The organism is Bradyrhizobium sp. SBR1B (assembly GCF_014198205.1).
GTDB lineage: Bacteria > Pseudomonadota > Alphaproteobacteria > Rhizobiales > Xanthobacteraceae > Bradyrhizobium.
On sequence record NZ_JACIHC010000004.1, the window covers coordinates 199,091 to 212,213 of the forward strand.

The 13,123-nt window shown below is 64.4% G+C and carries 13 protein-coding genes; 8 read left to right on the top strand and 5 right to left on the bottom strand.

Features of this window, described 5'->3' with window-relative positions:
• Positions 1-120: 120 nt before the first annotated feature.
• On the bottom strand, positions 121-1,305 hold the full coding sequence (locus GGD61_RS12675) for a UbiH/UbiF family hydroxylase (protein ID WP_092258003.1): 1,185 nt from the start codon (positions 1,303-1,305) through the stop codon (positions 121-123).
• An 86-nt stretch (positions 1,306-1,391) separates the two neighbouring features.
• On the opposite strand from GGD61_RS12675, the gene pcsA reads away from it, so the two are divergent.
• The 3 genes from pcsA (at position 1,392) to GGD61_RS12690 (ending at position 3,939) form a co-directional block, all read left to right on the top strand.
• Positions 1,392-2,159 carry a phosphatidylcholine synthase gene (pcsA, locus tag GGD61_RS12680; protein WP_092258006.1) on the top strand — a complete coding sequence of 256 codons (768 nt, stop codon included), beginning with the start codon at positions 1,392-1,394 and terminating at the stop codon, positions 2,157-2,159.
• Entirely contained in the window at positions 2,156-2,890 is a 735-nt protein-coding gene (locus GGD61_RS12685) for a TerC family protein (protein ID WP_183230752.1), read from the top strand. Before pcsA ends, GGD61_RS12685 begins: the two co-directional genes overlap by 4 nt.
• 74 nt (positions 2,891-2,964) lie before the next feature.
• Positions 2,965-3,939, top strand: coding sequence for a quinone oxidoreductase (locus GGD61_RS12690; RefSeq protein WP_018317978.1), 975 nt, complete (start codon positions 2,965-2,967; stop codon positions 3,937-3,939).
• Positions 3,940-4,105: 166 nt separating this feature from the next.
• Here the strand turns inward: GGD61_RS12690 and GGD61_RS12695 are convergent, their stop codons facing one another.
• The 3 genes from GGD61_RS12695 to GGD61_RS12705 all read right to left on the bottom strand — a co-directional run bounded on the left by GGD61_RS12695 (position 4,106) and on the right by GGD61_RS12705 (position 7,462).
• Positions 4,106-5,296: an acetylornithine transaminase gene (locus GGD61_RS12695; protein WP_092258012.1), complete on the bottom strand. Its 1,191-nt coding sequence runs from the start codon at positions 5,294-5,296 to the stop codon at positions 4,106-4,108.
• A gap of 270 nt (positions 5,297-5,566) precedes the next feature.
• A complete protein-coding gene (locus GGD61_RS12700; protein ID WP_183230753.1) occupies positions 5,567-6,208 on the bottom strand; it encodes a hypothetical protein in 642 nt (213 codons plus the stop codon).
• A 96-nt stretch (positions 6,209-6,304) separates the two neighbouring features.
• The gene (locus tag GGD61_RS12705) at positions 6,305-7,462 is read right to left on the bottom strand and encodes a tetratricopeptide repeat protein (RefSeq protein ID WP_092258018.1); all 1,158 of its coding nucleotides are present in this window, start codon (positions 7,460-7,462) and stop codon (positions 6,305-6,307) included.
• Positions 7,463-7,587: 125 nt separating this feature from the next.
• Between GGD61_RS12705 and GGD61_RS12710 the strand changes: the two genes are divergently transcribed.
• The 3 genes from GGD61_RS12710 (at position 7,588) to GGD61_RS12720 (ending at position 9,497) form a co-directional block, all read left to right on the top strand.
• Complete coding sequence (locus tag GGD61_RS12710; protein ID WP_092258021.1) at positions 7,588-8,535, top strand: hypothetical protein; 948 nt, start codon at positions 7,588-7,590, stop codon at positions 8,533-8,535.
• Between the two features lie 178 nt (positions 8,536-8,713).
• Entirely contained in the window at positions 8,714-9,145 is a 432-nt protein-coding gene (locus GGD61_RS12715) for a MerR family transcriptional regulator (protein ID WP_091963536.1), read from the top strand.
• On the top strand, positions 9,078-9,497 hold the full coding sequence (locus GGD61_RS12720) for a carboxymuconolactone decarboxylase family protein (protein WP_092258024.1): 420 nt from the start codon (positions 9,078-9,080) through the stop codon (positions 9,495-9,497). Before GGD61_RS12715 ends, GGD61_RS12720 begins: the two co-directional genes overlap by 68 nt.
• A gap of 171 nt (positions 9,498-9,668) precedes the next feature.
• Here the strand turns inward: GGD61_RS12720 and rimO are convergent, their stop codons facing one another.
• Positions 9,669-10,994: a 30S ribosomal protein S12 methylthiotransferase RimO gene (gene rimO / locus GGD61_RS12725; RefSeq protein ID WP_092258027.1), complete on the bottom strand. Its 1,326-nt coding sequence runs from the start codon at positions 10,992-10,994 to the stop codon at positions 9,669-9,671.
• A gap of 111 nt (positions 10,995-11,105) precedes the next feature.
• On the opposite strand from rimO, the gene GGD61_RS12730 reads away from it, so the two are divergent.
• Positions 11,106-11,696: an ANTAR domain-containing response regulator gene (locus GGD61_RS12730; protein ID WP_008564898.1), complete on the top strand. Its 591-nt coding sequence runs from the start codon at positions 11,106-11,108 to the stop codon at positions 11,694-11,696.
• Complete coding sequence (locus GGD61_RS12735) at positions 11,693-12,856, top strand: CmpA/NrtA family ABC transporter substrate-binding protein (RefSeq protein WP_183230754.1); 1,164 nt, start codon at positions 11,693-11,695, stop codon at positions 12,854-12,856. The genes GGD61_RS12730 and GGD61_RS12735 overlap by 4 nt, the downstream gene beginning before the upstream one ends.
• Positions 12,857-13,123: the final 267 nt, after the last annotated feature.

A 13,123-nucleotide genomic window follows, 5' to 3' on the forward strand; every position in this document is an offset into this window, starting at 1 on the left:
AAGGAGAGAGCCCCCACCCGGCGCTTCGCGCCGACCTCCCCCGCAAGCGGGAGAGGTTGCACCGAGCCCGCGGCTCGATCGAACTTAATCCAATTCATCGCGCGCTATCGCGCCTGAGAACTACCGCCGCCAGGTCGGCGTCAGGCCCTCGCGCATCGCAAATCGCCGGAGCGGGCCGATGGCGCCGAGCAAGTGCATGCCGACGGCGCGGACCGGCTGGAGCGGCAGGAAATCGTTGAGCAGCGAGCGGTTGGCGATGTCGATCGCAAAGGTGCGGCTCAAAACGTCCGGACGCCGCGCGCGGTCGTAGCGCTTGAGCAGGTCGGGCGCGCCGGGATCCTGGCCGGCTGCAATGACCTCGCCCGCGAGCCTGGCAATGTCGGCGGCATCGCGCAGGCCGAGATTGAGGCCCTGGGCACCGATCGGCGGAACCACATGGGCTGCTTCGCCGACCAGCGCAATGCGGTCGCGGCCGAAGGATTTTGGACGTTCGATCGCGAGGGGGAACAGGTTGCGCCCGGGCTCGACGGTCATGCGCCCGAGGATCGAATGCGACTGCTTCTCGATCGCGGCCGACAGCTCGGCATCGCTGAGGCCGCGGAGCCGTTCGGCCTCCGCAGGCGCCGAGACCCAGACGATGCTGGAGCGGTCGCCGGGCAGGGGCACGAACACGCAAGGGCCATGCGGCGTGTGGAACTCGGTCGAGACATTGCGATGCGGCCGCGTGTGACCGACGTTGAAGGTCAGCGCCGTCTGCGTCAGCTCGCGCCGCGTCACCGCGATGCCGGCAGCTTCCCGGCACAGCGAATGCCGGCCGTCGGCGCCGACCACCAGGCGGGCCGAGAGAAATTGCGCGGAGGCCGTGCGGACCGCGACGTCGTCGGCTTCGATGACGACGCTTTCAGCCTCGTCGTCGAAACGGACGAGATTGGGCAGCTCAGCCGCACGCGCTTCCAGCGCCAGCATCAGCGAGCGGTTGTCGATGTTGTAGCCGAAGGCGTCGAGCGCGATTTCGTGACAGGAGAACCGGACCTCCGGCGCGCGGAACAGCCGGCCGGTGTCGTCGACGAGGCGCATGACCTCCAGCGCGGCGGCCTTATCCTTGCAGCGGGACCAGACGTCGAGCGTCTCCAGCAGTTCGACGGAGGCGCCGAGCAGCGCGGTGGTGCGGTTGTCGGCATAGGGAATGCGCCGCGCCACCAGTGCGGTCCGGGCACCCGCCTGCGCCAGCGCGATCGCTGCGGCAAGTCCGGCCGGTCCACCGCCGATCACGGCGGCGTCATGGAGTGTCGATGCGTCTGTCATGGAACGACAAATGACACGCCCGGCGGCAAATTCAAGCCCGCTGATTCCGCCTGATTTTCTGACGGATCGTGCGACCGGGCGCCGCAATGGCGGATGTGCAAACCGGCCTCATTCTGATAGCAGAAGCCATGGATACCCAGCAGGATTCCCTGAAGCCGAAACCGGCGATCCGCGCCGCGGCCTTTTCGGTGCACATCTTCACCGCGTTCGGCGCGGCGATCGCGCTATTGGCGATGCTGGAGGCCGTGCGCGAGCACTGGGCGGCGATGTTTCAATGGCTGGGCGTCGCCCTGATCATCGACGCGGTCGACGGGCCGATCGCGCGCCGGCTCGACGTCAAGAACGTGCAGCCGAACTGGTCGGGCGACGTGCTCGATCTCGTGGTCGACTTCGTCACCTATGTCTTCGTGCCGGCCTACGCGATCGTCGCCAGCGGCCTGCTGCTGCCGGTCGCGGCGCCCTTGCTCGGCGTCGTCATCATCGTCACCAGCGCACTATATTTCGCCGATCTGCGCATGAAGGCGGACGACAATCATTTCCGCGGCTTCCCGGCGCTGTGGAATGCGGCGGCGTTCTATCTGTTCCTGCTGCACTGGCCGCCGCTGTGGTCGACGCTGCTGGTGGCCGCGCTCGTCGTGCTGACCTTCGTGCCGTTTCACGTGCTGCATCCGGTCCGCGTCGTGCGGCTGCGCTGGCTGACGATGTCGCTGATCGCGATCTGGGCGCTGCTCGCCCTCTACGTGCTGGAGATGGATTTCCGCGTCGGCGCCGGCGTCACCGTCGCACTCTGCGCGATCGCGCTCTGGATCAGCTTCAGCGATGCGTTGATACGACTGGTAAGATCCTTCGCATGATGCATCTGTTGACCAGCCCCGAAGCCTGGGCCGCGCTGCTCACCCTGACTGCGCTCGAGATCGTGCTCGGCATCGACAACGTCATCTTCCTGTCGGTGATCGTCTCGCGTATCCCCCAGCAGCAGGCCGATCGCGCCCGCAAGATCGGGCTCGCTCTCGCGCTGGTCTTCCGCATCATGCTGCTCAGCGTCCTGGTCTGGCTGATCGGCCTGACCGCGCCGGTCTTTTCATTCAAGGGTTCGGACTTCTCCTGGCGCGACCTCATCCTGATCGGCGGCGGCCTGTTCCTGATCGCGAAGGCGACGCACGAGATCCACGCCGAGGTCGAGGCCGATGACGGCGAGGGCGATCAGAAACCCGGCGGCAGCGCCTTCTTCTGGGTGATCATCCAGATCATCGTCATCGACATCGTGTTCTCGCTGGATTCGATCATCACCGCGATCGGCATGGCCCAGGACGTCGAGATCATGATCGCGGCGGTCGTGATCGCCTGCCTGATCATGTACATTTCGTCGGGCCCGGTGTCGCGCTTCGTCGCGGAGCATCCGACCACGAAAATGCTGGCGCTGGCGTTCCTCGTGCTGATCGGCGTCGCGCTGGTCGCGGACGGATTCCAATTCCATATTCCGCGGGGCTACATCTATTTTGCAATTGCGTTCTCGGCGGCCGTTGAATTCTTCAACGTGCTGGCCAAGCGCAATCGCAGGAAGACCAGCACGCCGTCGGTTTAGGCGTTCCAGCTACATCGAGTTGACAAGGCGGGCGCGATGTCTTTCGCTGGCCTTTGAGAAGAGGAGGTCAGGTGATGACCAAAGCGGTCCGTGTGCACAAGGTCGGGGGCCCAGAAGCCCTGGTCTATGAGAGCGTCGATGTCCCGGCGCCCGGCCCCGGCGAGGTGCGCATCCGCCAGCATGCGGTCGGCCTGAACTTCATCGACGTCTATTACCGTACCGGTCTCTACAAGGCGCCGGGGCTGCCTTTCATTGCCGGCAACGAGGCCTCGGGCGAGGTCATCGCCGTCGGGCCCGGCGTGACGCATTTCCATCCGGGCGATCGCGTTGCCTACTACCACAATCTCGGAGCTTATACTGGCGAGCGCAACATTCCCTGGGAGAAGCTGGTCAAGTTGCCCGATCACATCACCCACGAGCAGGGCGCCGTGCTGATGCTCAAGGGGCTGACGGTGTGGTATCTCCTGCACAAGACCTTCAAGGTCGAGCCGCATCACCGCGTTCTGGTCCATGCCGCCGCCGGCGGCATCGGCCTTTTGGCCTGCCAATGGGCGAGGGCGCTCGGGGCCCACGTCATCGGCACGGTCGGCTCGCGCGAGAAGGCCGAGCTCGCCGAGGCCAATGGCTGCGATCACGTCATCCTCTACAACGAGGAGGACTTCGTCGCGCGCGTCAAGCAGATCAGCCGCAATGAGGGCTGCGACGTCGTCTATGACGGCGTCGGCAAGGCGACCTTCCCGGGCTCGCTGTCGTGCCTGAAGCCGCGCGGCATGTTCGTCTCCTTCGGCAACGCCTCCGGGCCGGTGCCGCCGTTCGCGATCGCCGAGCTCAACAATCACGGCTCGCTGTTTGCGACGCGGCCGAAGCTCAACGATTACGTCGGCACGCGCAAGGAGCTGCTCGAAGGCGCCGACACGCTGTTCGCCGCCGTTATCAACGGCAAGCTGCACGTGCCGATCAACCACGCCTACGCGCTGAAGGATGCCGCGAAGGCGCATATCGATCTCGAAAGCCGCAAGACCACGGGAGCTTCGATTTTGAAGCCGTAGGCTCCCGTCATTGCGAGCGAAGCGAAGAAATCGAGAACTGTCTCCGCGGATGCTGCTCTCGTAGGGTGGGCAAAGGTGCGAAGCGCCGTGCCCACCCTTTCTGAGTGGTGGGCACGCTTCGCTTTGCCCACCCTACGGCACTGCCTCCAGGAGAACGAAACAGTTGCTACGCCACGCGCCGTGCCGCGCCGGCCTTGGTCAAGATCCCATCGAGACAATCGATCATCTCGGCGATCTCTGCCTTCGCGACGTTCAGCGCCGGCATGAAGCGCAGCGTGTCGAGCTGCGGCGCGTTGAGAAGCACGCCTTCCTCGAACGCCTGCGCGACGATGCCGGGCGCGATCGGCAGCTTGAGGTCGAGCGCGAGCAGCAGCCCGCGTCCCCGCACACCGCCGAGGCCGTGCCGGGCCGAGACCTTCTGCAGCTCGCTCTCGAGCAAGAGGCCAGTCTCGGCGACCTGCTTCAGGAAGTCGGACTTGCTGACCTCCTCGAGCACGGCGAGCCCCGCCGCGCACATGATCGGGTTGCCGTTGAACGTGCCGCCCTGGTCGCCGTGCTCGAAGCACGAGGCGCGTTCGGTCGCGAGCAGGGCAGCGAGCGGTACGCCGCCGCCGATACCCTTGCCGAGCGTCATGATGTCGGGCGCGATCCCGGTGTGCTCGTAGTGGAAGAGTTTTCCGGTCCGGCCGATGCCGGTCTGGATCTCGTCGAAAATGAGCAGCAGGCCGTGCGCATCGGTCAGCGCGCGTAGCTGCTGAAGGAATGCATCGGTCGCCGGCCAGACGCCTGATTCACCCTGGATGGGCTCGAGCATCACCGCGACGGTGTTGTCGTTGATCAGCTTCTCGACCGAGGCGATGTCGTTCAGCTTCGCCTTCTTGAAGCCTGATACTTTCGGCTCGAACAGCGGCTCGAACGCCTTCTTGCCCGAGGCCGACATCGTCGCCAGCGTTCGGCCGTGAAAGCCGCCTTCGAAGCTGATGATCTCGAACGCGCCGCCTTTGTGCAGGCTGCCATATTTGCGCGCGAGCTTGATCGCACCCTCGTTGGCTTCCGCGCCGGAATTGGCAAAGAATACCTGGTCGAAGGCGCTGTTCGCGACCAGCGCTTGAGCCAGCTTGAGGCTCGGCTCGTTGTAGAAGGCAGGGCTCGGCGTCAGCAGCCGCCTGGCCTGTGCGGAAAGCGCGTCGGCAACCGCGGGCGGGGAGTGGCCGAGGCAGTTGACGGCCCAGCCCTGCACGAAATCGAGATAGCGCTTGCGGCCGTCGTCCCAGAGGTAGGAGCCCGCGCCGCGGACGAACACGGCCTTGGGCCGTGCGGTGATGTCCATCAGCGCGTCGTACGGATGCGTGGTCATGTCGAACTCCTCTGGAGACGGGTGGAAAACGGGCGCAAAAAGCAGAAAGGCCGCACCTTGCGGGTGCGGCCTTCTCGAAAACTTCAGCTGAATTCAGTGGTTCAGCGGCGTCGTCGGACATGGCGCACCCTCTCATCGTCGCGGGAGCGACGACGGAGCATTTCGGTGCGCAGGTGGGTCCGGAAATTGATCATGGGGCGCGTCCGTACAGCCGAATAGCAGGGCTTGTCAAGCAGGCATTTTGCAGGGATGCTCGCCGAGCGTGCATCGTCACGTCGGGTGCGCGGCCTCCTCGGCCTCTTCATCGCCCCAATCCGCGTCCGCGATCGCGGTGTCGATCAGCTCACCGCGCAGTAGCTTGGGCGGCGAATTCCAGTACAGAGCGATGTTGTGGAAGGGGTCGGTCAGCACCTTGAACACCCAGACGAGGCCGGTCGTGACGTCACGCATGGCGAAGAGCTGGAGCATGCGGGCAAGACCGCCACTGACGCCGATCGCGAGCCAGAGCGTGCCGACGTGACGGACGAAATCGAGACGCGTGGCGGGCGGCTCGAACAGCCCGAACAGGGAAGGGAACGCGTACAGCGCAACCGGCGCGCTGCCCCACACCAGCAGCAGGACGATCTTGCGGGTCTGGTTGTAGCCGACCTTGACCGCTTCCTTGTAGTCGTTGCTGACGTCGTTGACGGTATCATAGCCGTTCGGCTCGAAGAAGAAATGCCCGGTCTGCCGCGTCAGCATCGCAAGCCAGCCGACGATACCCGCGAGCGCTGCGTCCTTGAACAGCAAGGCGTAGCAGCCGAGAAAGATCACGGCGCTGACGAGATGCAGGGTCTGGTTGACGGTGCTCTGGTGGTAGAAGCGGTAATCGTCGAAGCGCTGCCTGCGCAGCATGTTCGAGAGACGGCTCATTCTCATTCCTCGCTCGCGTTGAAAGGCGCGGCAGAACTAGGACGAGTCCGTGACCTCTGCGTGAATGCACTATAGTGTCACATTCCTGCGTGACGGTTACTCGACGCCGTAATGCGAGAATACATCGGCGATGCCGGCATTGATTGCCTTTGCGGCCGCGATGTCGCGCTCGGCGCCTTCACCGTCACCCTTCTTGCGCTTCGCCAATCCGCGGCCGTAGAGCGAGCCGTCGAGCCCCGGCTTGATGCTCAGCGCGGCATCGTAATCGGCAATCGCCGCGTCGAGGTTGCCGAGCTTGAGATGGACGAGGGCGCGGCTGTCCAGCGTGTCGGCATCGTTGGGAGCCATCTTCAGCGACTGCTCGCAATCGGCCAGCGCCTCCTGCAGGCGGCCGACGATCGCGCGGGTGAAGCATCGCGAATTGAACACGTCCGCACGGCTCGCATTCGCTCTGATGGAGCGGTCGTAATCGTCGAGCGCCAGCGTGTAGTCGTGCGTATCGAAATACATGTTCGCGCGCGCATAGAAGTCGCGGTCGTTGTTCGGACTGAGATCGATCGATTTGGCGAAATCGGCCAGCGCTCGGGGACGGTCGCCGCGGTCGCGATAGACGCGGGCGCGGTTGCCGTAGGCCGGCCCGTAGTTCGGGTTGAGCTTGATCGACAGATCGAAGTCCGCAAGTGCACTCGCGTCGTCGCCGTGGTTGCTGAAGGCGGTGCCGCGATTGAAATAGGCGAGCGCGAAATTCGGATCGAGTTTGATGGCCTGATCGTAGTCGGCCATCGCGCGCTCGTACGCCTTGTTGTGAATGTGGGAGTTGCCCCGGTTGTTGTAGTAGAGCGGGTCGCGGGCGTTCAGCCGGATGGCACGCGTGTAGTCGGCAATGGCGTGATCTTTCTCGCCGAGATCGTCATGGGCAATTCCCCTGTTGTACCAGAGGTCGGAATGCCCAGGATTGAGCTCGATCGCACGGTTGAAGTCCACCAGCGCACGCGCGGCGTCGCCCTTGCGCCGAAGCATCTCGCCGCGATTGGCGAGCGCATGCACATCGTTGGGATTGGCCTTGAGCACGGCCGAGCAGCCCTCGGTGCGCCGTTCCTCGTGGCCCATGTCGTCGTCCTCGTAACACCATTGGCGCAGCTGTGCGGCTGAGGGGGATCGCGCCGCAGCGGGGGTGGACAGCGCGAGCAGGGCCATCGTGAGGCCGATGGCCGACAGCTTGAACCAAATTCCTGATGTTTCGTCGTATTCCATTTGCGTACCGCATCGAAACCATTGCGCCTCTAGCGCGTTTGTGATCGAAGGACGCGACTTGGTTCGAACCGGAAGCAATTCGGGCGAGACCAAGAGGGACGGGACCAACCAGACAGTTTTCAGCCTTGTCCGATACGCCTTATCCCATCGACCTCGACAGCATTCGCGGCGCATTTCCGCCGGGTATCGAAGCGCCGCCGTTGCTGGTCGACTTTGCCACCTGGCTCAAGGGGCGACCCTGGGGCAGCGTCGGCTGTTTCTCGCTGCAGGGCCAGTTCTCGGATCACGCGCCGATCACCGACGGCAGCCCCTTGCGGGACAGGTTTTCGCTGTTCATGCGGCTGCCGGACGGCTCGGCCGTCGGCGGCTGGTACGGCGCCGGTCTCGACCGCGACAATCCGCCGATCGTGGGACTGGGCTCGGAGGGCGACTACGAGCTGCTGGCGCCGAGCCTCGACGGCCTGCTCGCCAAACTGACATCGCAACAATTCGACAATGCCTGGAGCGATCTCAAGCCGCATGACGAGGTCGAGCCGCAGACGGTCGAGCTCGCGCAATGGCTGGCCGGACGGCCGCTCGGCGAGCCGGCGACGCCCGACGAGAATTCGTCGGAACTGCCTGACTTCCGCGGCTTCATGGAAAAATGGAGCCGGGATCGCGAAGACTACTGGGCCAATCACCGCCTGATGGCCGAGCTCGGCTGGCGGCTGGCCGCCCATCTGCCCAAGGGCAAGAAGCCCTGGGACCGGACGAGATTCGAGATCGCGATCGTCGGCAGGCAATACGAGGCGCGCGTGCTCTCGCACGGACCACAGCCGTTCGAGGAAGCCGCCTCGATCGAATCCCTGCTGCGCGACCTGCGCGAGGAGATGCGCCGCGCCCAGCCCGAGCTTGGCCTGTGGTACGCGATGAATTTTGGGCTCTATGCCGACGGCCGCGTCATGCCGAATTTCGAATACGACCTACGCCCGACCATCGACGGCGAGCCGGCGCTGCTCTCCGAGGCGAAGGCCGATCTCGCCCGCGCACCCCGGCCTGAGCGCTGGGTGCCGAAATGGCTGGCGACCTCCTGAACCTTCGGAATTCCGCGGGGCTGCCGTGCAGCCGGGCGCGCCGAGACCTTCCGCTGTCGCGCCATCAGTGCGTTCTAGCCCTTGCTTGACCTCGCGGGGACGCCACCTTCGATCCCTCTTGACTTAGAGCGCGCTCGAAGGGGTATCTGTACGTGCGTCAGTACGAGAACGGGCACACATGAAGATCGGCGACCTTGCAAGACGAACCGGCTTGTCGACTCACACGCTGCGCTACTATGAGCGCATCGGGCTGCTTCCATACGCTGACCGGGATCGCTCCGGTCAACGTGATTTTGACGCATCAATCCTCACATGGATCGAATTCCTCGGTCGGCTCAAGACCACCGGAATGCCAATCCGGGACATGTTGCGTTACGCGGCGCTTCGTGATGACGGCGACGCCACCGGGCCAGCCCGGCGGCAGATGCTGGAAATCCATCGAGAACAGGTTCGCACGCAGATTGCCGAACTCCAGGAATGCCTGCTCGTCCTTGATACCAAGATTGCCGGCTACGCCGGCGACGAACAGAGGACGAAGGAAAATGACGCACGCCCAAACACACGCCGAAAGCCGCTTCGATCGCGGCCAGCGGGCCCTGTCACGCATTGACGGCAAGGCCGGCGAAAAGGTCGTCGCCTCACTCGCCGACATCGCTCCGGATTTCGCACGCTACGTGATCGAGTTTCCCTTCGGCGACATTTACTGCCGCCCGGATCTCGGCCTGCGCGATCGAGAGATCGCGACGATCGCCGCGCTGACGGCGCTCGGAAATGCCGCGCCTCAGCTCAAAGTGCATATCGAGGCGGGGCTGAACGTCGGCCTTTCTCGCGACGAGATCGTGGAGATCATCATGCAGATGGCCGTCTATGCTGGCTTCCCTGCGGCAGTGAACGGGCTGTTCGCAGCCAAGGAGGTGTTCGCCGCGCAGCACGGACAGGAGCCGTCGGGCAACACGACATGACGAACCTGCTCTAAGCTCTATTTCTGCTCGGCAGCCTGGGCATAGCAGCTTCCCGCACGTGCCTTGCCCCGGCGCCGTCCGCGCCGAGCACTCATCGCCGGGGAAACCATGAGACGGTTTCACGCCGGTCTCGCCCCTGGGGACCGCAAGGACTGCCGGCGTCTTGGAGCCTCAGAACCCCGCGACGCTGCCGTGTAGATCGTACTGGTCGGCGCGCTCGATCTTCGCGGTGACGATCTCGCCGACGCGCAAGGGGCGGCGGCTCGTCAGATACACCGCGCCGTCGATCTCCGGAGCATCGGCCTTGGAGCGGCCCTTGGCCACCGTCGGGCCGACCTCGTCGATGATGATCTGCTGGCGGGTGCCGACCTTGCGCTTCAGCCTGCGCGCGGAGATCTTCTGCTGGCGGGCCATCAGCGCATTGTAGCGCTCCTGCTTGACCTCTTCCGGCACCGGGTTCTCGATCGCGTTCGATGTCGCGCCCGCAACCGGCTCGTATTTGAAGCAGCCGAGCCGATCGATCTCGGCTTCATCGAGCCAGTCGAGCAGATAGGCAAAATCTGCGTCGGTCTCACCGGGGAAGCCGACGATGAAGGTCGAGCGCAAGGCAAGATCAGGACATTCCTCGCGCCAGCGCTTGATCCGCGCCAGCGTCTTGTCCTGTGCCGCCGGGCGCTTCATCGCCTTCAGCACCTCGGGGCTTGCATGCTGGAACGGGATGTCGAGATAGGGCAGCACTTTGCCCTCGTTCATCAGCGCGATGACCTCGTCGACATGCGGGTAGGGGTAGACATATTGCAGCCGGACCCATGCGCCGAGCTCGCCGAGCTCGCGCGCGAGGTCGAGGAATTTGGCGCGGACCTGGCGGTCCTTCCACGGGCTCTCGGCATATTTGAGATCGATGCCATAGGCCGAGGTGTCCTGCGAGATCACCAAGAGCTCCTTGACGCCGGCGCCGACCAGGCGTTCGGCCTCGCGCAGCACGTCATTGGCCGGACGCGAGACGAGGTCGCCGCGCAGCTTCGGAATGATGCAGAAGGTGCAGCGGTTGTTGCAGCCTTCGGAGATCTTCAAGTAAGCGTAGTGGCGCGGCGTCAGCTTGATGCCCTGCGGCGGCACCAAGTCCACATGCGGGTTGTGGGCCGGCGGCAGCGCGCGGTGCACGGCGTCGAGCACGCTTTCATATTGCTGCGGACCGGTTATCGAGAGCACGCCGGGATAGGCCTGCTCGATCTGCTCGGGTTCCGCGCCCATGCAGCCCGTGACGATCACCTTGCCGTTCTCGGCCATGGCCTCGCCGATCGCCGACAGCGATTCCTGCTTGGCGCTGTCGAGGAAGCCGCAGGTGTTGACGATGACGATATCGGCGCCATCGTGCTTGCGGGCGAGCTCATAGCCCTCGGCGCGCAGGCGCGTGATGATGCGCTCGGAATCCACCAATGCCTTGGGACACCCGAGCGACACGAAGCTGACCTTGGGCGCAGCCGTCTGATCCATATCCAAATCTGCCTGATTGACCGGCCTGAGCTAGTCCCAATTGCCCACAATTACAACCCTTTGCAGGGCGTTCCGGCGTGCTATGGATGAATCACCTGCCGTGAGTGAGCTATGAGCGCCGAACAGTCGCCCAAAATCGTGATCGTCGACGAAAGCCCGATCCGCGCTGCGATCCTGGAGGAAGGATTGCGGGAGGCCGGATTCACGCAAGTGGTCCATATCCGCGAAATGCAGAGCCTGCTTGCCCGTATTTATGCGGTCGACCCCGATATCATCCTGATCGATCTCGAGAACCCCAGCCGCGACGTGCTGGAGGCGATGTTCCAGGTCAGCCGCGCCGTGAAGCGGCCGATCGCCATGTTCGTCGACCAGAGCGATTCAGCCTCGATCCAGGCCTCGGTCGAGGCGGGGGTATCCGCCTACATCGTCGACGGGCTGAAGAAGGAGCGCATCAAGCCGATCCTCGACCTCTGCGTGTCCCGCTTCAACGCCTTTGCCAAGCTCCAGGAGGAGCTCGAGCGCACCAAGTCGCAGCTCGAGGACCGCAAGATCATCGAACGCGCCAAGGGCATCCTGATGAAGGTGAAGGGCCTCACCGAGGACGAGGCCTACGTGCTGCTGCGCTCCACCGCCATGCGCGAGAAGAAGAAAATCGGCGAGATCGCGCAGTCGATCATCACCGCGTCGGAGATGCTGAAATGACCGTTCCCCTCCGCATCGGGTTCATCCCGCTGGTCGATGCCGCAGCGCTGATCGTCGCCGTCGACAAGGGATTTGCCGCCGCCGAAGGGCTCGAGGTCGAGCTGGTGCGCGAGGTGTCCTGGTCCAACGTCCGCGACAAGCTCAATATCGGCCTGTTCGACGCCGCTCATCTGCTCGCGCCCGTGGCGATCGCATCCTCGCTCGGGCTCGGTCACGTCAAGGTACCGATCGCCGCGCCCTTCAGTCTCGGCATCAACGGCAACGCGATTACGGTGTCGCCGGCGCTCCATGCGGCGCTGATGGAGGAGATCGACGGCGACCGCTTCGATCCGATGGCCACGGCGAAAGCGCTGGCGAAGGTGGTTGCCAAGCGGCGCAAGGCGGGTGCCGAGCCGCTGACTTTCGGCATGACCTTCCCGTTCTCGACCCACAATTACCAGCTGCGGTTCTGGATGGCCGCGGCCGGGGTCGATCCCGACGAAGACGTCCGCCTCGTGGTGCTGCCGCCGCCCTACATGGTCGACAGCCTCAAGAGCGGCCATGTCGATGCGTTCTGCGTCGGTGCGCCCTGGAATTCGATCGCCGTCGATCTCGGCATCGGTCACATCCTGCATTTCGTCTCCGACATTCTCGTGCGCGCGGCGGAGAAGGTGCTGGCGGTTCGCCAGGTCTGGGCCGACACGCATCCGGACGTCGTCGCCAGCCTGGTGCGCGCGGCGGTGAAGGGGGCCGAGTTCATCGAGCAGCCCGCGAACCTGGCTGAGGCGGCGCATATTCTGGCGCAGCCCGAGCGGATCGGCGTCGATGCCGAAGTGATCCAGCGCACCCTGACTGGGCGGCTGAAGATCTCCCCTGACGGCACGTTCCGCGAAAGCGGCCGCTATCTCCTGGTGGGGCGGGAAGAGGCGGGGCGGCCCGATCCGGTCCAGGCCGCCTGGCTCTATGCGCAGATGGTGCGTTGGGGGCAGACGGCGCTCAGTCCGGAGGGTGTCAAGACGGCGATGGCCGTTTTCAGGCCCGACCTCTACGATGCGGCCCTCGGCCGCCGGCCGCCCGAGCAGGCTCCCGCCGCGTTCGGGGCATTCGCCGGCCCGGTGTTCAATCCCAACGACATCCAGGGGCATCTTAGGGCCTTCGAGGTCGGGCGATGGAAGGCTTGATTCGGGCCTGCGTATTTTTTAGGCAGTAAGTTTCATTGCCCAAAGTTTGATCCGGCTGCCCGAATTTCGTGAAAGCTTGCCGCCCGGGAATTCTCGGGGTGGCACCTAATTATTTGAAATAGCGATATTTTCCATTTTGGCCAAGCTGGCACGCAACTTGAATGTTGCAGTGCGGCCAGCTTGTCACAGGTGCCTGCTGAGCCGAGTCCCGCAGCAACGAAGCTGATCGGACCGTCGGGAAACGAAGCCGGCTCTTAAGGGCCAGCC

What these genes read in the sequence shown, in the direction of transcription:
- GGD61_RS12675 (WP_092258003.1), bottom strand. Translation starts at nt 1,305, where the DNA reads ATGACAGACGCATCGACACTCCATGACGCCGCCGTGATCGGCGGTGGA.
- pcsA (WP_092258006.1), top strand. Translation starts at nt 1,392, where the DNA reads ATGGCGGATGTGCAAACCGGCCTCATTCTGATAGCAGAAGCCATGGAT.
- GGD61_RS12685 (WP_183230752.1), top strand. Translation starts at nt 2,156, where the DNA reads ATGATGCATCTGTTGACCAGCCCCGAAGCCTGGGCCGCGCTGCTCACC.
- GGD61_RS12690 (WP_018317978.1), top strand. Translation starts at nt 2,965, where the DNA reads ATGACCAAAGCGGTCCGTGTGCACAAGGTCGGGGGCCCAGAAGCCCTG.
- GGD61_RS12695 (WP_092258012.1), bottom strand. Translation starts at nt 5,296, where the DNA reads ATGACCACGCATCCGTACGACGCGCTGATGGACATCACCGCACGGCCC.
- GGD61_RS12700 (WP_183230753.1), bottom strand. Translation starts at nt 6,208, where the DNA reads ATGAGCCGTCTCTCGAACATGCTGCGCAGGCAGCGCTTCGACGATTAC.
- GGD61_RS12705 (WP_092258018.1), bottom strand. Translation starts at nt 7,462, where the DNA reads ATGGAATACGACGAAACATCAGGAATTTGGTTCAAGCTGTCGGCCATC.
- GGD61_RS12715 (WP_091963536.1), top strand. Translation starts at nt 8,714, where the DNA reads ATGAAGATCGGCGACCTTGCAAGACGAACCGGCTTGTCGACTCACACG.
- GGD61_RS12720 (WP_092258024.1), top strand. Translation starts at nt 9,078, where the DNA reads ATGACGCACGCCCAAACACACGCCGAAAGCCGCTTCGATCGCGGCCAG.
- rimO (WP_092258027.1), bottom strand. Translation starts at nt 10,994, where the DNA reads ATGGATCAGACGGCTGCGCCCAAGGTCAGCTTCGTGTCGCTCGGGTGT.
- GGD61_RS12730 (WP_008564898.1), top strand. Translation starts at nt 11,106, where the DNA reads ATGAGCGCCGAACAGTCGCCCAAAATCGTGATCGTCGACGAAAGCCCG.
- GGD61_RS12735 (WP_183230754.1), top strand. Translation starts at nt 11,693, where the DNA reads ATGACCGTTCCCCTCCGCATCGGGTTCATCCCGCTGGTCGATGCCGCA.